Here is a 20,995-nt window from a genome sequence, read left to right on the forward strand (position 1 = left end):
GGTCGCGTACAGGGCGGGGCAGGCTTGCAGAGGGTAGGGGAGTTCTTTCAGAGCCAAATGAAAAAGCCCGGCATGAGCCGGGCTTCTTCTATTAACGAGTGCTGAGCTGCGATTACAGGATCGAGATCGGGTAATCGACAATCAGGCGGAACTCGTTGACGTCGCCTTCGCCCTGATCGGCGTTGGCGCGGTGCCATGCTTGACGGACGCGGAAGGACAAGTCCTTAGCCGGGCCGGTTTGCACTACGTATTTGGCTTCGAGGTTGGTTTCGTGGTGCTTGCCGTCCGCTCCGTAGAGAGGTGAGCCGTCGTTTTTGCGATAAGCCGAATTTGCGGAAATATTGGTGCCGTCGATATCAGTACCCTTGATGTAGCGGGTCATGAAGCTCAGGCCTGGAACGCCGTACGGAGTCATGTTCAGGTCATAGCGGACCTGCCAGGATTTTTCGCCTGGACCGTTGAAGTCGGAGTACTGGATCGAATTGTTCAGGAAGATCGAGTCGCCACCGCGGTTGTTGTCACCTATACCGATGTAGTCGAACGGGGTGTCACCGTTGATTTTCTGGAACGCCAGAGTTACGGTGTGGGCAGCAAGGAACGAGTAAGCTGCGGAACCGGAGAATGCGGTGTTGCTGATCGAGCCGGCTTTGGCGCTGCCTTCGTCAACGGTGCGATAGATGTTCGCATCAAATGCCAGAGACTGATCTCCACCCAGTGGCAGGGCGTAGTTCACGTTACCGTAGTATTGATCCCAGATGTCTTCCAGCTTGGCCGCATAGAATGCAACGCCCAAACTGTCGGTGATTGCATATTTGCCGCCAGCGAAGTCCGCGCTATTGGACTCAACGCCAGCATAGTTGGCAAAAATCCCGCCGTCATGGCTTGTGTCGTTCTGGCTGGTGCCGGAGTAGAAGTGGCCAGCTTCAAGATCGAGGCCAGCGATTTCACTACTTTGCAAGCTCAAACCACTTGCTGTTTGCGGAAGCAAGCGAGAGCCGCCAACTGCGAATACAGGACTAGTGGGCTGCATGTCGCCAATTTTCAGCTCTGTTTTCGAGATGCGGAACTTGACGGCGCCGCCGAGCTTGCCAAGAGAGTTTTCGTTTTCGCCGGTAGTGCGGTTGAATGCCAGGTTAGTGGAACCCGAGTATGCGTCCGGAGCCCAGAGCTGCATGCCGAAATAGCCAAAAGCTTCAGCTCCAACACCGACCGTGCCTTGAGTGTAACCGGTACTGAAATTCGCCCAGAGACCTTGGGTCCAGTCCCTCAAATCACTACTGCCGTTTTTGTTGTCACGGTTGAAATAGTAATTGCGCAACTTCAGGTCAAGCGTGCTGCCTTCCACAAAGCCCTTGGCATCAGCCTGATCGCTAACGAAAGGTGCCGCTGTTGCCAGTTGGGTGCTGGCTGCCGTAACGGCCAGTGCGATTGCGCTCCACTTCATCACTCTCATCGTGATTGCTCCTTTGGTTTTTAGAAGATTTTTGCCGTCCACCTGTTTTTTTATCTGGGCGGCTCTTTCTATTTTTGGTCGGCGGAATCTATATCACGCTGACGCTGGTTGCTATAGGTACAGCTCTATCCTTTCATATTCTTTACGACATGGCACCAGGCTAGCCCGTAGTGGCATCTGTGCTTGATCGAATGGATCAATACGCAGTCTGCCAAACACGTCCCCCAAGGTCGCGAGCCTTGTTTCCCTTGATGCTGTCACCCTCGTTTTCCGCCGGGGGTGGCGTGATCATATGGGTCATAAAGCAACAAGCGTGCACAAAATTTCCGAAAATGAAAAAATTTTGTGAAAAATCAGAATCAGCATCGCCTTTTTGATTTATCCATATGATTTTTATGAATATTTCAATTTTGTAAAAATATCGATGGATTTTACGTGTCATGGTTGGGGGCGGTTCTTTCTCGCAAAAGCGTTACCCGAATCAGCTCCCTTTGAGTAGAAAACGAATGCGTTGTGTTGTTGTCGCAACAGCAGTGTGTGATTTTGGTGCAGTGCGTGCCCGGTTCGCCTGAACCTGGAGCAATGCTCTGGTTGGTCACTATGGTGAGGCCAGGGCTGTTTCATTTTCATGTACCTGAAGCAGGCAATTGTCAGGCGGCGTTTCAATGAAAGAATTCATGGTTGGCGGTTCTACAACCTTAGCGAGCGTCAAATCGGTGCGGTCACCGTTATGCCGGACTCATTCTGGTGCGCATGGGGGCGGGCAGGTGAAGCGCCGTGCGAACCCTAGTATCCTGCGGGCCTCGCAGCACCCTGTTACCGACAGGGCAGGTACATTCACCTGGCAGTCAGGAGTTTTTTATCGTGTTCGTTCTGGATTCTCGTCTTCAACAAGACACCTTGCCCATTGGCGACTTTCCGCTGTGCCGGTTACTGCTCTCCAATGACAGTCATTACCCGTGGTTCATTCTGGTACCGCGTCGGGCTGATATCACTGAGGTGTTTCAGTTGAGCGCTGCAGATCAGTTGCAGCTATGGCAGGAGACCAGTGTTCTGGCCAAGGTGCTGAAAGAGCTGTTCGATGCGGATAAAATCAACATTGCTGCCTTGGGCAATGTGGTCAGTCAGTTGCACATGCACGTAATTGTGCGCAATCGTGACGATGCGGCCTGGCCTGCGCCCGTGTGGGGCAAGCATGCTGCAGTTGCTTACACCGACGAGCAGCTCTCGGCAATCTGCCGGCAGCTCAGGCCGGTATTGACGAATGATTTTCGATTTGAGGAGGAGCAGTCATGAGCCTTGAAGAGCGAGTCATGGAGCTGGAAAGCCGCATGGCCTTTCAGGACGATACAATTCAGGCACTCAATGATGTGCTGGTAAAGCAGCGGCGCGAGTTTGATCATCTACAGCAGCAGATGGCAGCAATGATCAAGCGTCAGGAGGAGATGGGCAGTCAGTTCGATACCTTCGAGGAAGAAGCGCCGCCACCTCACTATTGATCTGTTGCCATAAAAAAACCGCGACTTCCTTTGGAGGGTCGCGGTTTTTTGTTGCCCGAAAAAAATCAGCGGCGGGGCAGGGCTGCAATAACGTCTTCGGCCTGCAGGCCTTTGTCGCGGTTCATCACGGAAAACTCGACGCGTTGGCCTTCGACCAGTACGTGATGGCCTTCACCGCGAATGGCACGAAAATGCACAAAAATATCGTCGCCGGAATCCCGGGAGATAAAGCCGAAGCCCTTGGAGGTGTTGAACCACTTTACGGTGCCAGTATCACGATTTCCCATGTCGTGGTTTTGAGGTGCGGAGGATGGAGTGTAAGACCTGTAAAAGCTGACGCCCAAGTGCAAGGCGACGGCCACGATGGCGATGCTCAGGCTAACCAGAATTGCCGGTTGGCCTGCGATGCCGGGCAGAGGAACGAGCAAGGTCAGCGTTTGTACGATTACCGCAATGACAAGCAGGGCACTGACCAGATTTTGCAGATTATGACGTGGGCCTCGATTCCAGTAAGGGATTACCGGAGCGAGTATCAGGTTAAGCAGCCCGAGAAATGCCAGGCAGATGGCGTCAGGGTTTTGCAGGTAGAGAGAGACCGCTTCACTACGCAGGCTAGGTATGAAAGAGAGCAACAGGGCTGCTGCTCCCGTTACCAGATGGACGATTTTCAACATTTTAAAAAGCTCACATGCAAGAAGGATTACAAGAAATAGCTGGTAACGCCCGGTACGCTTCTGAACAAGATGAGGCGTGATGCACGGGCGCAGGGCCAGCCTATGCGCCAGCGCTGAATGGCAACTCGTTGGCGACACGTCGTGTATTTAACAGCAAAGCCTGATGCTACTCAAATCAGCAATCAATAACGGCCCTCCTGCCTGCCCTGCTTTGATAGCCCGTGCCGCTACAGGGGTTGAAACAGAGCGTTCAGGCTGGTTTTGCTGATGACTATTGAGGAAGTGCAGGAATTTTCTGTCCGTGGCACCTGTGGTGACGCGTCGCAAAGCACCCTGGTACGTCCATGAATCGTTGCAGGTTTGTGGCATCGACCAACGGAAAGCTGCGCCATTCGGGTTCTCTTGATAGAGTAGTGGTCTTTACTGCTTTTCAATCCTCACTAAAAGGGCATGAAACATGGCAATCGATATTGGTATCAGTGAAGAGGATCGTAAATCGATCGTGGACGGTCTGTCGCATCTGCTGTCGGATACTTATGTGCTTTACCTCAAGACTCACAACTTTCACTGGAATGTCAGCGGGCCGATGTTTCGCACGCTGCATTTGATGTTTGAAGAACAGTATAACGAACTGGCACTGGCAGTTGACTCTATCGCTGAGCGTATTCGTGCGTTGGGCTTCCCTGCTCCTGGCACTTATTCGACGTATGCTCGCCTGTCTTCCATCAAGGAAGAAGAGGGCGTGCCAAGTGCCGAAGATATGATCAAAAGTCTGGTTCAGGGTCAAGAGGCCGTTGTCCGTACTGCGCGTAGTATCTTTCCTCTTCTCGACAAGGTCAGCGACGAGCCGACGGCTGATCTGTTGACGCAGCGTATGCAGGTTCATGAGAAAACTGCCTGGATGTTGCGCTCGATGTTTGAGTCGAAATAACGACCGGGGCGAGTGACGCTAAGCGTCACTCGCCTGTTCTTCATATGTTGCCTTGCAGGCAGCGCCTGATCTTCGCCTTTTTGGCCTCCGCTGCTTGAGCGCTCAGGCACATGAAGGCTTGGTCGTCGCCCGTTGTCACGCATATCATCCAGCCATATTCCTTGCTCTTCTTCATTATGCCTTCAGGGTTAAACGATATTCCGCTGATTTCTGTAGCCATCTCCTACAGTGATAAAGTATTAGAGCGGCTGGATATAAAATCTCGAATCATGTTTTATACATCAGGGTATTTATTTGTTTTTGAATATTTCTTTTAATGTTTAAAGTTTATGATTCGAAGGTGATCGTTATGATGTTACGAAGTGCTGAGCGAGAGCTTAAGTTTTTACATCGGGAGGTGGAGATACGCCATGACCCCTTTGTCGAAAATTTCAACATGACCCTGGCGCAGCCTCATTCCAAATCCGTTCGGCTAAATGGTCTGGCCACCTGCCTGCGCCTGGAGAACGTGTATTGGAACATTCTGTCAGGCATTGCAAGTTCCAATGAGTGTTCTGTTAATGCGGTATTGTCCTACATTGATCGAGAGGTTCACTTACGTCATGGAGGTGTAAAAAACTTCAGCGGTCTGATTCGCGTTGTCTGTGTTGCGCATCTGCTGAAGGATGCTCACGTGGAAAATACCCACGTTTAGAGTGGTCTTCACCCTCATTCCTGCAGGCCCGCTTCGGCGTGCCTGCGTTTCCCTCGTAGCGCGACCGAGCTGGGGGCGGTCACGAACTTATCCGGCCGTGATAGGTTCGTTCGGCTGCACGGTGCCAATTAACTCTATATAATCCTCCGTCTTGCTAGCGGGCGTGACTCTGCGTGGGCCAGGGCTGGCTTTAGTCTTGTGCCGGTGCCGTGTACCACTGAGCGCAAGCCAGGAGCGAAAGCGCCACCGAATTCGAATTACGAGAAGTGAAAACACCATCATGATGCGCAGCCATTATTGCGGCCAACTGAACGAGAGTCTGGAAGGCCAGGAAATTACCCTTTGCGGATGGGTCCACCGTCGTCGTGACCACGGAGGCGTTATCTTCCTCGATATCCGCGACCGTGAAGGCATGGCTCAAGTCGTGTTCGACCCTGATCGTGCCGACAGCTTCGCCGCCGCTGACCGCGTGCGCAGCGAGTACGTGGTCAAGGTCGTGGGCAAGGTTCGTGCTCGTCCGGCAGGTGCCGTGAACGCGAACATGGCGTCGGGTGCCATCGAGGTTCTGGGTTACGAACTCGAAGTGCTGAACGAGTCCGAGACTCCGCCATTCCCGCTGAATGAATATTCCGACGTCGGCGAGGAAACACGCCTGCGTTATCGCTTTATCGACCTGCGCCGTCCGGAAATGGCCGAGAAGCTGCGTCTGCGTTCGCGCATCACCACCAGCATCCGCCGCTATCTGGATGACAACGGCTTTCTCGACGTCGAGACGCCGATCCTGACCCGCGCCACACCGGAAGGTGCTCGCGACTATCTGGTTCCAAGTCGCACACACCCGGGCAGCTTTTTCGCCCTGCCGCAGTCGCCTCAGTTGTTCAAGCAATTGCTGATGGTGGCTGGCTTTGACCGCTACTATCAGATCGCCAAGTGCTTCCGCGACGAAGACCTGCGTGCCGACCGTCAGCCGGAATTCACCCAGATCGACATCGAGACCAGTTTCCTCAATGAAGAGGACATCATCGGTCTGACCGAGAAGATGGTTCGTCAGCTGTTCAAGGAAGTGCTGGACCTGGAGTTCGGTGATTTCCCGCACATGACCTTCGAAGAAGCCATGCGCCGCTACGGCTCCGACAAGCCAGACCTGCGTAACCCGCTGGAACTGGTGGATGTTGCCGACCAGCTTACCGGCGTCGAGTTCAAGGTGTTCAGCGGTCCGGCCAACGACCCCAAGGGGCGTGTTGCCGCACTGCGTGTGCCGGGCGCTGCCAGCATGGCGCGCAGCCAGATCGACGACTACACAAAATTCGTCAGCATCTATGGTGCCAAGGGCCTGGCCTACATCAAGGTCAACGAGCGCGCGAAGGGGCCGGAAGGCTTGCAGTCGCCGATCGTCAAGTTCATCCCGGAAGACAACCTGAACGTCATCCTTGATCGCGTGGGTGCGGTCGATGGCGATATCGTTTTCTTCGGCGCGGACAAGTTCAAGATCGTCAGCGAAGCCCTTGGCGCGCTGCGTATCAAGATCGGTAACGACCTCAAGCTGCACACGTGCGAGTGGGCACCGATGTGGGTCGTCGACTTCCCGATGTTCGAAGAAAACGACGACGGCAGCTTCACAGCGTTGCACCATCCCTTCACGGCACCCAAGTGCACGCCCGAAGAGCTGGAAGCCAATCCGGCGACGGCGCTGTCGCGTGCCTACGACATGGTGCTTAACGGTACCGAGCTGGGCGGCGGTTCGATTCGTATCCACCGCAAGGAAATGCAACAGGCGGTCTTCCGTCTGCTGGGTATCGCCGAAGACGAGCAGCAGGAGAAGTTCGGCTTCCTGCTCGACGCCTTGAAATACGGCGCTCCGCCGCACGGTGGTCTGGCGTTTGGTCTGGACCGTCTGGTGATGCTGATGACCGGCGCGCAATCGATTCGTGAAGTGATTGCGTTCCCGAAAACCCAGAGCGCCGCCGACGTCATGACCCAGGCGCCTGGCGTTGTCGATGCCAAAGCGTTGCGCGAGCTGCATATCCGTCTGCGCGAGCAGCCGAAGGCTGAGTGATGCCGGGCAGGGCGTATCGTCGATACGCCCTGTATCTGCCCTTATTGAGTGAAGCTTTTTGCCTCGTTGTTCAGGGCGAAAGGTGAAGGTGTTTCAAAAAGAATCTGGAGCGAAAAATGGCAGGTCATTCTAAGTGGGCGAACATCAAGCACCGCAAAGAGCGTCAGGATGCCAAGAAAGGCAAGATTTTCACCAAGTGGATTCGTGAACTGACCGTTGCTGCGCGTCAGGGCGGCGGCGATCCTGGCTCCAACCCGCGTCTGCGTTTGGCGCTGGACAAGGCGCTTGGTGCAAACATGACCCGTGACACCATTGATCGTGCGGTCGCGCGAGGCGTGGGCGCGTCCGACGGTGACGATGTCGAGGAGCTGGGTTACGAGGGCTACGGCCCGGGCGGTGTGGCAATCATGGTCGAAACCATGACTGACAACCGTAATCGTACCGCCGCGGCCGTTCGCCATGCGTTCGCCAAGTGTGGCGGCAACCTCGGTACTGATGGCTCCGTGGCTTATCTGTTCGATCGCAAGGGTCAGATTTCCTTTGCTGCCGGCGTCGATGAGGATTCCCTGATCGAGGCTGCCATGGAAGCTGACGCCGATGATGTCGTGACCAACGACGATGGCTCGATCGATGTGTTTACGTCGTTCTCCGGGTTCTATGCCGTGCGTAACGCTCTTGAGGCCGCAGGTTTCAAGGCTTCCGACGCAGAAATCGTCATGTTGCCGACAACCAGCGCAGTGCTTGATCTGGAGACCGCCGAGAAGGTCCTCAAGCTGATCGACATGCTTGAAGACCTGGATGACGTGCAGAACGTCTATTCAAACGCGGAAATTCCGGACGACGTCATGGAGCAACTGGGCTGATCGCCGACAGGTAACACCGAGTCAGAAGCCGGGGGAGCGAAGCTGTGAGCATTACGCAGCTATCGGCCTCCGGCTTCTGCCTTTATGCTGCACCTATTGTTTTGCGTCACCTTCTCAAGCTGCAGGCGTTATGACTCTTATTCTTGGTATCGACCCCGGTTCGCGAATTACCGGCTATGGCGTGGTACGTGACACCGGGCGTGGTTGTATCTACGTCGCTTCCGGGTGCATTCGTACCGGCAGTGGTGAATTGCACGAACGTTTGCAGATCGTTTATCGCGGGGTGCGGGAGGTCATCAAGACCTACGGACCGGTGACGATGGGCATCGAAAAGGTTTTCATGGCGCGCAATGCCGATTCAGCCCTGAAGCTGGGGCAGGCCAGAGGCGCGGCCATTGTGGCGGGTGCCGAGGAGGCGCTGGAAATTGCCGAGTACACTGCCACTCAGGTCAAGCAGGCAGTGGCAGGGACTGGCGGTGCCAATAAAGAGCAGGTGATGATGATGGTCATGCATTTGCTCAAACTGACCCAGAAGCCTCAGATTGACGCCTCCGACGCCCTGGCTATCGCGCTGTGTCATGCGCACACGCGCTCCAGCCTGATTCCTCACGGGTTGAGTACCGCGCGCAGCCGCGGCGGCCGTTTGCGTCTGTGACTGAATCACGAGGACCTGTGTCTTTACGATGACTGTGTTCAATTTCTTCTTCGCGCAAGCGACAGGCAACACGAAAGGATCTGAAACGTGATTGGACGTTTACGCGGCTCTCTCGCCGAAAAACAGCCTCCGCATCTGGTGTTGGATGTCAATGGTGTCGGCTATGAGCTGGAAGTGCCGATGACGACGCTGTATCGGTTGCCGCATGTCGGCGAAACAGTGACATTGCACACCCATTTGGTGGTCCGCGAGGACGCGCATCTGCTGTATGGCTTCTATGAAAAACGCGAGCGCGAGCTGTTCCGTGAATTGATCCGACTGAACGGGGTCGGCCCCAAGCTGGCGCTGGCGTTGATGTCGGGCCTGGAGGTCGATGAGCTGGTGCGTTGCGTTCAGGCGCAGGACGCATCGGCGCTGACTCGTATTCCCGGTGTAGGCAAGAAAACCGCCGAGCGTCTGCTGGTCGAGCTCAAGGATCGGTTCAAGGCCTGGGAGTCCTTGCCAGGCACCTTTACGCTGGTTTCCAATGGTCCGAATCAGGCCGAGCCTGTGGCGTCGGCCGAATCCGACGCAGTCAGCGCGCTGATTTCGCTGGGTTACAAGCCGCAGGAGGCGAGCAAGGCTGTCTCCGCCATCAAGGAAAAAGATTTGAGCAGTGCGGATCTGATTCGCCGTGCGTTGAAGGGGATGGGTTAAGTGATAGACGCCGACCGTCTGATAACCGCCGCTGGCGGCCGTGATCGTGATGAACAGATGGACCGTGCGATTCGGCCACTGAGCCTTGCGGACTACATCGGCCAGCCGACCGTACGCGAGCAGATGGAACTGTTCATCCAGGCTGCCCGTGGCCGCAATGAGGCGCTGGATCACACATTGATCTTTGGGCCGCCCGGTCTGGGCAAGACCACGCTGGCCAATATTATCGCTCAGGAAATGGGTGTCTCGATCAAGAGCACCTCCGGGCCGGTGCTCGAGCGGCCCGGTGATCTGGCCGCAATCCTGACCAACCTTGAGCCCAACGATGTGTTGTTCATCGATGAGATCCATCGTTTGTCGCCGATTGTCGAAGAAGTGTTGTATCCGGCAATGGAAGACTTCCAGCTCGACATCATGATCGGTGAGGGTCCCGCCGCGCGCTCTATCAAACTTGATCTGCCACCGTTCACGCTGGTCGGTGCGACTACGCGCGCGGGCATGCTGACCAATCCGTTACGTGATCGTTTCGGGATCGTTCAGCGGCTCGAGTTTTATAATATTGCCGACTTGTCGACGATCGTGTCGCGCTCGGCGGGCATTCTGGGGCTGGTCATCGAGCCGCAAGGCGCTTTCGAGATCGCCAGGCGCGCCCGTGGTACGCCACGGATCGCCAACCGTTTGTTGCGTCGAGTACGGGATTTCGCCGAGGTGCGCGGCAATGGGCAGATCACCCGGCAGACCGCCGACAAGGCCCTGAACCTGCTGGACGTCGACGAGCATGGCTTCGATCATCAGGACCGGCGTCTGCTGCTGACCATGATCGAGAAGTTCGATGGCGGGCCTGTCGGTGTCGACAGCCTTGCGGCGGCCATCAGCGAGGAGCGTCACACAATTGAGGATGTGCTCGAGCCCTATTTGATCCAGCAAGGCTATATCATGCGCACGCCGCGTGGACGTGTGGTCACCCGTCATGCGTACCTGCATTTCGGGCTGAATATTCCCTCCAGGATGGGGGAGATGCCGGTGGCGGACGATGTGGTCGATGATCCGGCGGATTTATAGCAATGTTTTGCAATTTATTTGCGGTCGGCGTGGTCACATTGCCAGTCCTGCCGCCGATACCGGTAATAAGTGGCAAAACGTTGAAAAACAGTTGCCTGACCCGATTGGCAACCTGAGGAGTAAGCTCTAGAGTATGCGCGCGCAAAACGGGGTTCAGTCGTTCGCACATCGCTGTCGCGTTTATTACGAGGACACCGATGCTGGCGGCATCGTCTACTACGTCAATTATCTGAAATTCATGGAGCGGGCTCGTACCGAGCGGCTGCGGGAATTGGGCTTTGCCCAGTCCGAACTGGCGCAGGAAAACCTTTTATTTGTCGTGCACTCCAGTGACGCGCGTTATCACAAGCCCGCGCGGCTGGATGACGAGTTGCTTGTCAGTGCAGAAGTAACCGAATTGAACCGTGTCAGCCTGCGCTTTCAACAGCAGATCAGGCGGGCGTCGGATGCAACGCTGCTCTGTGAAGGGCAGTTCCTGGTGGCGTGTGTACGCGCCGATAGTTTTAAACCCCGGGCCATTCCCGAAGCTCTGCGAGCGGCCTTTGCCGACCAGGGCGGCGCGGGCATACATTCAGAGCAGGAGATAAAGCGTGGAAGCTAACGTCGTCGACCATTCCTCCATGTGGAGTTTGGTCAGCAATGCCAGCATTGTTGTTCAGTTGGTAATGCTGATTCTGGTGGCCGCTTCGGTCACTTCGTGGATCGTGATTTTTCAGCGCAGCAATATGCTGCGCGCAGGTCGGCGCGCACTGGATAGCTTTGAAGAGCGTTTCTGGTCGGGTATCGATCTGTCCAAGCTGTACCGTCAGGCGGGCAGCAATCCCGATCCGGACTCTGGCGTAGAGCAGATCTTTCGTGCTGGTTTCAAGGAATTCTCCCGCCTGCGTCAGCAGTCCGGTGTCGATCCCGATGCGGTCATGGAAGGTGTGGCGCGCGCCATGCGTGTAGCTATTTCCCGTGAGGAAGAAAAGCTCGAAGCAGGTCTGCCGTATCTGGCGACCGTGGGCTCCACCAGCCCGTATGTCGGTCTGTTCGGTACTGTCTGGGGGATCATGAACTCCTTCCGCGGTCTGGCAACTGCCCAGCAGGCAACGCTGGCTACCGTGGCACCGGGTATTGCCGAGGCACTGATTGCAACGGCCATCGGCCTGTTCGCAGCCATCCCGGCCGTTATTGCCTACAACCGTTTCGCCGCGCGCAGTGAGACCTTGATCAGCCGTTACTACACGTTCGCTGACGAGTTTCAGGCCATCCTGCACCGTAAAGTGCACACCAGCGAAGAGTGAGCAGGTAATTCCCCATGGCTTTAATCGCTCGAGATCGTCGCAGAAAACGCAAGCCGGTCGCCGAAATGAACGTAGTGCCCTACATCGACGTGATGCTGGTGTTGCTCGTGATTTTCATGGTGACGGCTCCCATGATCAACCAGGGCGTGAAAGTCGACTTGCCCAAGGTCTCCAGCGAGGCTTTGCCGCAAGACAACAACAATCAGGTCCTGACCATTTCGATCAAGGCTGACAAGACCTATTACTGGAACCTTGGCAGCGAAGTCGATACCGACAAACAGATGGACAAGGCAATGACCCTGCCGCAACTGACTGCCGCAGTGACCAAGATCGTCGCTGCCGGTCGTGACGCAGGCAAGCAGACGCAGGTTTTCATTCGTGGTGACAAGACCGTCGATTACGGCTCGGTCATGGGCACGATGGGCGGGCTGCAGAAGGCTGGGGTCGGGAATGTTGGCTTGATTACCGAGGCACCCTGATGCAGCCGATTCGAGAGCCGTCCGCCTCGGAAAGCTACTTCTGGCCCAGTGTCTGGGCCGTGGCATTGCATATTCTGATCTTTGGCATGCTGTTCGTCAGCTTTGCCATGACTCCGGATCTGCCCGAAGCCAAGCCTATCGTTCAGGCAACGCTCTATCAGCTCAAGTCCAAGAGCCAGGCCACTACCCAGACCAACCAGAAGATTGCCGGTGAGGCGAAGAAAACCGCTGCGCGACAAACTGAAGTCGAACAGCTGGAGCAGAAAAAGATCGAGCAGCTCAAACAGGAAGCTGTAAAAGCTGCGGAACAAAAGAAAGAAGAGGCTGCTCAAAAAGCCGAAGAGCAGAAAGCTGCCGACGAAGCCAAAAAGGCCGAACAGAAAGCAGAGGAGGCCAAAAAGGCTGACGATGCCAAGAAAGCCGATGAAGCCAAGAAGGTTGCCGACGCCAAAAAGCTTGAAGAGAAGCAGCAGGCTGATATAGCCAAGAAAAAGGCCGAAGAAGAGGCGAAGAAAAAAGCCGAGGAAGACGCCAAGAAAGCTGCTGCCGAGGAAGCCAAGAAACAGGCTGCTGATGAGGCCAAGAAAAAGGCCGCAGAAGACGCCAAGAAAAAGGCTGCCGAGGACGCGAAGAAAAAAGCTGCTGCAGATTCCGCCAAGAAGGCGCAGGAAGCAGCTCGCAAATCCGCTGAAGACAAGAAGGCGCAGGCACTGGCCGATTTGCTGTCCGATAAACCGGAACGGCAACAGGCTTTGGCTGACGAGCGGGGCGATGAAACGGCTGGCAGTTTCGATGACCTGATTCGTGTCAGGGCTTCCGAAGGCTGGAGTCGTCCACCATCGGCACGTAACAACATGTCGGTAACGTTGCAGATCGGCATGTTGCCGGACGGTACGATTGCTTCAGTATCGATTGCCAAGTCCAGTGGTGACGGGCCGTTCGACAGCTCTGCGGTTGCTGCGGTGAAGAACATTGGACGTTTGACAGAAATGCAGGGTCTGAAGCCGGCTGACTTCGCTCCCTATCGTTCATTCAAGATGACATTCACACCTGGAGATCTAGCCTTGTGATCAACCTTTTTCGAGGACTGCTGGTCGTTCTCTGTTTCGCATCCGCAATGGTGTCGGCAGAAGAAAAGAACATTCTGGTCACCAGCGGCAGTGACCGTGCAGCACCGATTGCTGTTGTGCCATTCGGATGGCAGGGCGGTAACGTACTGCCGGAAGACATGGCGGAAATCGTCAGCAACGATCTGCGCAACTCCGGCTATTACGCGCCGATTCCAAAGCAGAACATGATCAGCTTGCCGACCCAGGCCAGTGAAGTCATTTTCCGTGACTGGAAAGCGCTGGGTGCCCAGTACGTCATGGTCGGCAACATCACGCCTGCCGGCGGACGTCTGCAGATCCAGTACGCGCTGTTCAACGTAGCCACCGAGCAGCAGGTTCTGACCGGTAACGTGTCAGGCACCAATGACCAGCTTCGGGACATGGCGCATTACATTGCCGACCAGTCGTTCGAGAAGCTCACCGGCATCAAGGGCGCGTTTTCTACCCGCATGCTTTACGTGACGGCCGAGCGTTTCTCTGAGAACAACACGCGTTACACCTTGCAGCGTTCGGATTACGACGGTGCTCGGGCAGTAACCCTGCTGCAATCGCGTGAGCCAATCCTGTCGCCACGTTTCGCGCCGGACGGCAAGCGTATTGCCTATGTATCGTTCGAACAGAAGCGCCCGCGCATTTTTGTTCAGCACATTGATACCGGTCGCCGTGAGCAGATCACCAATTTTGAAGGCCTGAATGGCGCGCCTGCATGGTCGCCGGATGGCAGCAAGCTGGCATTCGTTCTGTCCAAGGACGGTAATCCGGAGATCTATGTGATCAATCTGGCTTCGCGTCAATTGAGCCGCGTCACCAACGATTCTTCGATTGATACTGAACCTTTCTTCGGAAAGGACGGGTCTACGCTATACTTCACGTCGGACCGTGGCGGCAAGCCACAGATCTACAAGACAAACATTAATGGCGGCGGTGCCGAACGTGTAACGTTCGTGGGTAACTACAACGCCAACCCGAAATTGTCAGCGGATGAAAAGACGCTGGTAATGATTCACCGGCAGGACGGCTTCACTAATTTCAAGGTGGCAGTGCAGGATTTGGCCCGCGGTAGCGTAAAAATCCTCACAGATAGCAACCTTGATGAGTCGCCTACTGTTGCGCCCAACGGCACCATGGTAATCTACGCCACCCGCCAGCAGGGCCGGGGAGTCTTGATGCTCGTGTCCATTAATGGACGCGTAAGGCTCCCGCTTCCTACCGCTCAAGGCGAAGTCAGAGAACCTTCCTGGTCCCCTTACCTGAACTGACGCGGCGCTACACGATTTGCTTAACACACTGGGGTTCATTAGGAGTTTCAAGATGGAAATGCTGAAGTTTGGTAAATTTGCTGCGCTGGCTCTGGCCATGGCTGTAGCTGTAGGTTGCTCTTCCAAAGGCGGCGACAATGCCGGTGCAGGCGGTGCTGTTGACCCTAACGCTGGTTACGGCGCCAACACTGGTGCAGTTGACGGCTCCCTGAGCGAAGAAGCTGCTCTGCGCGCAATCACTACCTTCTACTTCGAATACGACAGTTCGGACCTGAAGCCAGAAGCCATGCGCTCCCTGGACGTGCACGCAAAAGACCTGAAAGCTAACGGCGCTCGCGTTGTTCTGGAAGGCAACACCGACGAACGTGGTACTCGCGAGTACAACATGGCACTGGGCGAGCGTCGTGCGAAAGCCGTTCAACGCTACCTGGTTCTGCAAGGTGTTTCCCCAGCTCAGCTGGAACTGGTTTCCTACGGCGAAGAGCGTCCAGTTGCTACCGGCAACGACGAGCAGTCCTGGGCTCAAAACCGTCGCGTCGAACTGCGTAAGTAATTTGACATGCGAACGTGCCGACGTGCTCTAACCGTTTTGGCCCTCGCCCTTCCGCTTTCAGCGTTGGGTGCGGCACCTGTGGTCGATAACAATTCTGGCTCTGGCAGCAGCAGTTATCCGCCAGCGGGTTATGGCACGTCCGGCGCCTATGCCGGGGGAGGGGTTACTGCCCCTGCCTCGGCACAAGGTCAGCTGTTCATGCAATTGCAGCAAATGCAGGACGAAATCGCGCGTTTGCGCGGTGTTGTCGAGGTCCAGCAGAATGATATCCAGCGCATGAAGCAGGAAGCTCTGGAGCGTTATCAGGAACTCGATCAACGCATAGCCAGTGGCGCAGCCGCTCCGGCTACCAATAATTCTCAACCTTCTGGTGGCGCTATCGACGCCAGTGGGACGCCTTCGGCCTCAGCGGCTCAGCAGGCACCGGCAGCAGGCACCGAGCCTCCTGACCCGACGAAGGAAAAGCTTTATTACGAAGCGGCCTTCGATTTGATCAAGGCAAAAGATTTCGACAAGGCCAGTCAGGCCTTTACCGCTTTCCTGCGCAAATACCCGAACAGCTCGTACGCGGGCAACGCCCAATACTGGCTGGGTGAAGTGAATCTGGCCAAAGGTGACCTTCAGGGTGCCGGTCAGGCGTTCGCCAAGGTCAGTCAGCAGTATCCGAAGCATGCCAAGGTGCCTGACTCGCTGTACAAGCTGGCTGACGTCGAGCGTCGTCTCGGTCACACCGACAAGGTAAAAGGCATATTGCAGCAAGTAGTCGCCCAGTATCCGGGCACCTCAGCTGCACAATTGGCGCAACGAGATCTTCAGCGTCTTTGATGTTCTGACCCGCTGATCAAGAAAGCCGCGCTAGTCGCGGCTTTTTTCGTTAGAATCTCGCACCCGAAATTCCGGTACACCCTACGCTTTTCCGGATTCTGCGATTGCAGGGTCCTTTGAAGTGCCTGACGGAGGCGGACGGCCTGTTTAGCTGTTACGCCCGTGGCTGATATGCAAGACACATTACGCATCACCGAAATCTTTCACTCGTTGCAGGGTGAAACCCGTACGGCTGGCCTGCCTACCGTATTCGTCCGCCTGACCGGCTGCCCATTGCGCTGTCAGTATTGCGACAGTGCCTACGCATTCAGCGGTGGGACCATCCAGACGCTGGATGACATCGTTGGGCAAGTGGCGGCCTATCGTCCTCGCTATGTCTGTGTGACCGGCGGTGAGCCGCTCGCTCAGCCCAATGCCATCCCGTTGCTCAAGCGTCTTTGTGATGCTGGCTATGAGGTCTCACTGGAGACCAGCGGCGCGCTGGATATCTCGGCAGTCGATCCTCGTGTAAGTCGCGTTGTGGACCTCAAGACCCCTGGGTCAAAGGAAGTCTCGCGTAACCGTTACGAGAACATCGAGCTGCTGACGAGAAATGACCAGGTAAAATTCGTGATTTGCTCGCGCGAAGATTATGACTGGGCCGTCTCCAAGCTGATTCAGTACGGTCTTGAACGCCGTGCGGGCGAAGTCCTGTTCTCTGCCAGTCACCACGAGCTTAAAGGTCGTGATCTGGCGGACTGGATCGTTGCCGACAATCTGCCGGTACGGTTGCAGATGCAGTTGCATAAAATTCTTTGGGATGACGAGCCGGGGCGCTGACATGAGTGAATTGACCAATACCGAAAAAAGAGCCGTGATCCTGCTGTCCGGTGGGCTGGATTCTGCAACCGTCGTCGCCATGGCCCGCGCAGAAGGCTACGCCTGCTACACCATGAGCTTCGACTACGGCCAGCGTCATCGCGCCGAACTGGATGCCGCAGCGCGCGTTGCCCGCGATCTGGGTGCAGTCGAGCACAAGGTCATTGGCCTGAACCTCAACGGCATTGGCGGCTCGGCATTGACCGATAGCTCCATCGCCGTGCCGGAGTCGCCCTCTGAAGGCATTCCGATAACTTACGTACCGGCACGCAACACGGTGTTCCTATCGCTGGCGCTGGGCTGGGCAGAGGTGCTGGGTGCACGGGATATCTTCATCGGCGTCAATGCCGTGGACTATTCAGGCTATCCCGACTGCCGTCCCGAGTTTGTCGAGTCGTTCGAGCGCATGGCCAACCTTGCGACCAAGGCTGGTGTGGAAGGGCAGGGGTTCACAATCAGAGCGCCGCTGCAGAACCTGAGCAAGTCGGACATCGTCAAGGCAGGCGCTGCTTTGGGGGTCGATTACTCACTGACGGTTTCCTGCTATCAGGCTGATGACCAGGGCCGAGCCTGTGGCAAATGCGACAGCTGTCGCCTACGCGCCGAGGGCTTCACAGCCGCCGGCATGGCAGACCCGACACGTTATTTTTAAAGTTTTTTGAAAAAGGTGTTGAATTACTGATAAAAATCAGTAATATACGCGCCACACAACAGAGGGTCGTTAGCTCAGTTGGTAGAGCAGTTGGCTTTTAACCAATTGGTCGTAGGTTCGAATCCCACACGACCCACCATTTCGAAAATCTGGAAGGCCCATGAAAATGCGGATTTCCAGGTTTTTTTTGCCTGTCTTTTATTCAGGTACCCAGATCAGCACGCGCCGGAATGACCCGCCATCCCGTGCCCTTAAGCTGGCAGCCATCTGCGGGGAACTCCAAGCCCCCGCAGCGCTGTCCGACAACAAACGTCCGTTAAAACGGAGCCCAAGGCACCACTGATTTCATCGGCACAAACGCTGCCGTGCAATCGACCGGGGCACCGTCACCTGGACTGCCGGACACCGTGACGTCGTCTTTTATCGAAGGCACCAGTTTGTTGAAGAAGCTTACCGGCCCTGGGCCAATTGTGAAGTGGGTGGCGGTAAGCGCTGTGAAGGCTGGTTGAGTGCCGTCAAAGACAACGTTATCCAGCTTGATCAGAATCGGCCGTTTCTGGCCATTGTCACTGTAGCCGGCGAAGGTCATTTTGCCGCCACCGAATCGCGGACTGTTCAGGTAGTGGAAGCCCTTCACTGTGATGTCGCTGAGATCAGGGTCCGAGGTTCCGCTGGCACTGCCGTAGTTGGTGTCGAACACCAGCGGGAATTTGACGTTACGCATGCACACGTTTTCGTAACGGATACCGTCTACCTTTCCACCGTTCTTGGCACTCGTCTTTATTCTCAGTCCGATGCCGTCCTGGCTGTCTCTACCATCTGCCGCCAAATCCACAACGCTGACATTGTGTACGCCACCGTTGGTTTCACTGCCGATGGACAGGCCGTGGCCATAATAAAAATGATTGTGCGCGAACATCAGGTCCCGACTGCCGGAGATTCGGCTGGACTTTATCGCTACGTTGTCATCACCTGTGCTGATGTAGGAATAGGCCAGCAATACTTTGTTCGATTGACCGGGGTCGAAGCCGTCGGTGTTCTTCACGGTTTCCGGGGTAAAGCAGGTCCCAGGGGTCTTCTGGTCGGGCGTCGAGCCGCTTGGGCAGTGGTAGCCCTCTACGCTGTAGACCCGGCTTGGATTCAGAATCTTGATCCCCCATACAGTCACCCCGGTCACGCCGTCAGTCACAATGTTGAAGTCCGGAGCGTTTTGCAGCGTCAGCCCCTGGATAACGAAGTCCGTTCCGCCACTGACCTGTATAAGGCGCGGCTTTTGTTGATAAACGTTGGACAAGGTCTTCTGATAAACAAGGTCCCACCAGCTGCGCAGATTGGCATTCGCCCCGGCGGTAAGCAGACTGCCGCCGCGACCATCGATAACGCCTTTGCCTATGACGCCGCTGGAGTGGGTGTTTTTGGCCGAAATCAGTGAACTGCAGGCATCCTGATTGGCAACTGTAGTGACGCCGCAAGTGCCTTTGCCGTTGTCGTAGTCCTTGGGGTTACGTGACGCAAACAACGTTACGCCCTCGTCTATCCAGAGCGTGACGCCGGATTTCAATTGCAGCGGCCCGCTGAGGAATGCCGAGTTGTCGCCGTCACCTTTTACAAGCTTTACGGCTTGTCCGGCAGCACACCCATTGATTGCATTCTGGATATTCTCCTGGTCAGGCCTGGAGTCGAGCGCCGAACCGTCAGCGCTGTCCAGCGAGCCGTCTCTGGGAGTCAGGTGCGCTTGAAGTTGCTTACAGACTGGTGGGCTGGTTGGCTCGCTTATAGTGCCCCATGGCGTCACCACGGCTGCCTCACTGGCCGCCTGCGCGGGCAGTATGAGGGTCAGTGACATAGCCGCGGAAGCGGCCATCCAGGAGGTCTGCCGAAAAGTGTGCATGGCGAAGTGTAGGGGACCTGGCATCTATGAGACCTGTGATAGTGAGTAACCATGTTGGGTCGACCAAGATATTTTAGAGATGTGTCAAATAGAAAGTCGCTACAAATTATTTCTTTGTCATGTTTCGCTATTTAATGGATCTCTAGACGGTTTCAAGAACGATTCTCATCGGCTATGGGCAAGCCAGAAACTTCTGGTAAATCGGTTTTTTGGCGTTAGAATCGGCGCGCCTTCAGAAGTCGGGCCGATATTTACTGAATATCAGCCATATGCTTGATTGCACATGGCGCAGCCTTTGTCAGGCGATGTATGCGTAAAGCTGGAGGGCCTTGGTTGATAAGGGTTTCCGGCTTTTTTATTGCCTGTATTTCGGGTGTAAACTTGCCTTTCGCGCTCTAGCGCCTTCAGGTCCCGCGAACATGACACAGATCTCCGAACGTTTCCTGGTGCAGGCTCATCTCGATGCGAAGCAGCCCAAGGCGCTGAGCCCGGCAGAGCAGGCGCGTTACCGAGCCGACATTGCTGCCGAACTCAAGAAGCAGGATGCCGTGCTGGTCGCTCACTATTATTGCGACCCGGTCATTCAGGCCCTGGCCGAGGAAACCGGCGGTTGCGTGGCCGACTCTCTGGAAATGGCCCGCTTCAGCAATAACCACGCTGCCAGTACTGTATTGGTCGCAGGCGTGCGTTTCATGGGCGAAACCGCGAAGATTCTCAACCCGGAAAAACGCGTGTTCATGCCAACGCTCGAAGCCACCTGTTCGCTTGACGTAGGGTGCCCGGTCGATGAGTTTTCCGCGTTCTGCGATCAGCACCCGGAGCGTACCGTGGTGGTGTATGCCAACACCTCTGCAGCGGTCAAAGCCCGTGCGGACTGGGTAGTGACCTCTGGCTGCGCGCTGGAGATCGTCGAAAGCCTGATGGACAACGGCGAGAAAATCATCTGGGCTCCAGACAAGCATCTGGGCCGCTATATCCAGCGTGAAACCGGTGCCGATATGTTGCTGTGGGACGGTGCCTGCATTGTCCACGAAGAATTCAAATCCAAGCAGCTTGAAGACATGAAAGCCTTGTATCCCGAGGCTGCGATTCTGGTTCACCCGGAATCGCCGGAAGCAGTGATCGAGCTGGCTGACGTTGTCGGCTCCACCAGTCAGATGATTGCCGCCGCGCAGCGCTTGCCCAACAAGACGTTCATTGTGGCCACCGACCGGGGCATCTTTTACAAGATGCAGCAGTTGTGCCCGGACAAGATCTTCATCGAGGCGCCTACGGCCGGTAACGGCGCTGCATGCCGAAGCTGTGCACATTGCCCGTGGATGGCGATGAATACGCTTGAGCGCACCTTGCAGTGCCTGCGCGAGGGTAGCAATGAGATATTCGTTGACCCGGCGCTGATCCCCAACGCCGTACGCCCGTTGCAGCGCATGCTGGACTTCACCCAAGCGGCGCGCTTGCGACAAGCGGGCAATGCCTGACAGCCGTAATGAAAAAGCCCGA

The 20,995-nt window shown here is 55.8% G+C and carries 24 protein-coding genes and 1 tRNA gene; 20 read left to right on the plus strand and 5 right to left on the minus strand.

The features are described 5' to 3' along the window. Window positions 1-112: 112 nt before the first annotated feature. Entirely contained in the window at window positions 113-1,453 is a 1,341-nt protein-coding gene (locus AC4ANK_RS08575; RefSeq protein ID WP_002554667.1) for an OprD family porin, read from the minus strand. A gap of 196 nt (window positions 1,454-1,649) precedes the next feature. Then, window positions 1,650-1,895 (minus strand): hypothetical protein, encoded by a 246-nt coding sequence (locus tag AC4ANK_RS08580; protein ID WP_031595976.1) that lies wholly within the window; start codon window positions 1,893-1,895, stop codon window positions 1,650-1,652. A gap of 422 nt (window positions 1,896-2,317) precedes the next feature. Between AC4ANK_RS08580 and AC4ANK_RS08585 the strand changes: the two genes are divergently transcribed. Next, window positions 2,318-2,749 carry an HIT family protein gene (locus AC4ANK_RS08585; protein WP_002554666.1) on the plus strand — a complete coding sequence of 144 codons (432 nt, stop codon included), beginning with the start codon at window positions 2,318-2,320 and terminating at the stop codon, window positions 2,747-2,749. Further along, complete coding sequence (locus AC4ANK_RS08590) at window positions 2,746-2,952, plus strand: SlyX family protein (protein ID WP_002554665.1); 207 nt, start codon at window positions 2,746-2,748, stop codon at window positions 2,950-2,952. Before AC4ANK_RS08585 ends, AC4ANK_RS08590 begins: the two co-directional genes overlap by 4 nt. 65 nt (window positions 2,953-3,017) lie before the next feature. Here the strand turns inward: AC4ANK_RS08590 and AC4ANK_RS08595 are convergent, their stop codons facing one another. Beyond that, window positions 3,018-3,626, minus strand: coding sequence for a cold-shock protein (locus AC4ANK_RS08595; RefSeq protein ID WP_460383158.1), 609 nt, complete (start codon window positions 3,624-3,626; stop codon window positions 3,018-3,020). Window positions 3,627-4,083: 457 nt separating this feature from the next. On the opposite strand from AC4ANK_RS08595, the gene AC4ANK_RS08600 reads away from it, so the two are divergent. Continuing rightward, window positions 4,084-4,557, plus strand: a complete 474-nt coding sequence (locus AC4ANK_RS08600; RefSeq protein ID WP_002554663.1) for a Dps family protein — start codon at window positions 4,084-4,086, stop codon at window positions 4,555-4,557. A 40-nt stretch (window positions 4,558-4,597) separates the two neighbouring features. Here the strand turns inward: AC4ANK_RS08600 and AC4ANK_RS08605 are convergent, their stop codons facing one another. After that, window positions 4,598-4,777, minus strand: a complete 180-nt coding sequence (locus AC4ANK_RS08605) for a hypothetical protein (RefSeq protein WP_032074446.1) — start codon at window positions 4,775-4,777, stop codon at window positions 4,598-4,600. 129 nt (window positions 4,778-4,906) lie between these two features. Here AC4ANK_RS08605 and AC4ANK_RS08610 point away from each other — a divergent pair, with 129 nt between their 5' ends. The 16 genes from AC4ANK_RS08610 to AC4ANK_RS08685 all read left to right on the plus strand — a co-directional run bounded on the left by AC4ANK_RS08610 (window position 4,907) and on the right by AC4ANK_RS08685 (window position 17,743). Then, window positions 4,907-5,251: a ribbon-helix-helix domain-containing protein gene (locus AC4ANK_RS08610; RefSeq protein WP_002554662.1), complete on the plus strand. Its 345-nt coding sequence runs from the start codon at window positions 4,907-4,909 to the stop codon at window positions 5,249-5,251. A 280-nt stretch (window positions 5,252-5,531) separates the two neighbouring features. Beyond that, the gene (gene aspS / locus AC4ANK_RS08615) at window positions 5,532-7,307 is read left to right on the plus strand and encodes an aspartate--tRNA ligase (RefSeq protein WP_002554661.1); all 1,776 of its coding nucleotides are present in this window, start codon (window positions 5,532-5,534) and stop codon (window positions 7,305-7,307) included. A gap of 116 nt (window positions 7,308-7,423) precedes the next feature. Beyond that, entirely contained in the window at window positions 7,424-8,170 is a 747-nt protein-coding gene (locus AC4ANK_RS08620; protein ID WP_002554660.1) for a YebC/PmpR family DNA-binding transcriptional regulator, read from the plus strand. Between the two features lie 130 nt (window positions 8,171-8,300). Further along, window positions 8,301-8,825, plus strand: a complete 525-nt coding sequence (gene ruvC / locus AC4ANK_RS08625; RefSeq protein WP_002554659.1) for a crossover junction endodeoxyribonuclease RuvC — start codon at window positions 8,301-8,303, stop codon at window positions 8,823-8,825. An 87-nt stretch (window positions 8,826-8,912) separates the two neighbouring features. Continuing rightward, entirely contained in the window at window positions 8,913-9,521 is a 609-nt protein-coding gene (gene ruvA / locus AC4ANK_RS08630; protein WP_002554658.1) for a Holliday junction branch migration protein RuvA, read from the plus strand. After that, entirely contained in the window at window positions 9,522-10,583 is a 1,062-nt protein-coding gene (ruvB, locus tag AC4ANK_RS08635; RefSeq protein WP_002554657.1) for a Holliday junction branch migration DNA helicase RuvB, read from the plus strand. A gap of 133 nt (window positions 10,584-10,716) precedes the next feature. Next, a complete protein-coding gene (gene ybgC, locus AC4ANK_RS08640) occupies window positions 10,717-11,184 on the plus strand; it encodes a tol-pal system-associated acyl-CoA thioesterase (RefSeq protein WP_005733346.1) in 468 nt (155 codons plus the stop codon). After that, window positions 11,174-11,869: a protein TolQ gene (tolQ, locus tag AC4ANK_RS08645; protein ID WP_002554655.1), complete on the plus strand. Its 696-nt coding sequence runs from the start codon at window positions 11,174-11,176 to the stop codon at window positions 11,867-11,869. The genes ybgC and tolQ overlap by 11 nt, the downstream gene beginning before the upstream one ends. A gap of 14 nt (window positions 11,870-11,883) precedes the next feature. Next, window positions 11,884-12,348: a protein TolR gene (tolR, locus tag AC4ANK_RS08650; RefSeq protein ID WP_002554654.1), complete on the plus strand. Its 465-nt coding sequence runs from the start codon at window positions 11,884-11,886 to the stop codon at window positions 12,346-12,348. After that, window positions 12,348-13,418: a cell envelope integrity protein TolA gene (gene tolA / locus AC4ANK_RS08655; RefSeq protein WP_005759624.1), complete on the plus strand. Its 1,071-nt coding sequence runs from the start codon at window positions 12,348-12,350 to the stop codon at window positions 13,416-13,418. The genes tolR and tolA overlap by 1 nt, the downstream gene beginning before the upstream one ends. 47 nt (window positions 13,419-13,465) lie before the next feature. Then, window positions 13,466-14,716 carry a Tol-Pal system beta propeller repeat protein TolB gene (gene tolB / locus AC4ANK_RS08660; RefSeq protein WP_216597196.1) on the plus strand — a complete coding sequence of 417 codons (1,251 nt, stop codon included), beginning with the start codon at window positions 13,466-13,468 and terminating at the stop codon, window positions 14,714-14,716. Between the two features lie 52 nt (window positions 14,717-14,768). After that, window positions 14,769-15,269, plus strand: coding sequence for a peptidoglycan-associated lipoprotein Pal (gene pal / locus AC4ANK_RS08665; protein ID WP_002554651.1), 501 nt, complete (start codon window positions 14,769-14,771; stop codon window positions 15,267-15,269). Between the two features lie 6 nt (window positions 15,270-15,275). Then, a complete protein-coding gene (ybgF, locus tag AC4ANK_RS08670) occupies window positions 15,276-16,094 on the plus strand; it encodes a tol-pal system protein YbgF (RefSeq protein WP_002554650.1) in 819 nt (272 codons plus the stop codon). A gap of 171 nt (window positions 16,095-16,265) precedes the next feature. Then, a complete protein-coding gene (gene queE / locus AC4ANK_RS08675) occupies window positions 16,266-16,913 on the plus strand; it encodes a 7-carboxy-7-deazaguanine synthase QueE (protein WP_002554649.1) in 648 nt (215 codons plus the stop codon). A gap of 1 nt (window position 16,914) precedes the next feature. Then, a complete protein-coding gene (gene queC / locus AC4ANK_RS08680) occupies window positions 16,915-17,604 on the plus strand; it encodes a 7-cyano-7-deazaguanine synthase QueC (RefSeq protein ID WP_002554648.1) in 690 nt (229 codons plus the stop codon). Between the two features lie 63 nt (window positions 17,605-17,667). Next, a tRNA-Lys gene (locus AC4ANK_RS08685) sits at window positions 17,668-17,743 on the plus strand. Between the two features lie 177 nt (window positions 17,744-17,920). Here the strand turns inward: AC4ANK_RS08685 and AC4ANK_RS08690 are convergent. Further along, window positions 17,921-19,495, minus strand: a complete 1,575-nt coding sequence (locus AC4ANK_RS08690; RefSeq protein WP_460385220.1) for a glycoside hydrolase family 28 protein — start codon at window positions 19,493-19,495, stop codon at window positions 17,921-17,923. 419 nt (window positions 19,496-19,914) lie between these two features. Here AC4ANK_RS08690 and nadA point away from each other — a divergent pair, with 419 nt between their 5' ends. Then, window positions 19,915-20,973: a quinolinate synthase NadA gene (nadA, locus tag AC4ANK_RS08695; RefSeq protein WP_002552585.1), complete on the plus strand. Its 1,059-nt coding sequence runs from the start codon at window positions 19,915-19,917 to the stop codon at window positions 20,971-20,973. Window positions 20,974-20,995: the final 22 nt, after the last annotated feature.

It is taken from the genome of Pseudomonas sp. Pmew2, from assembly GCF_058129885.1.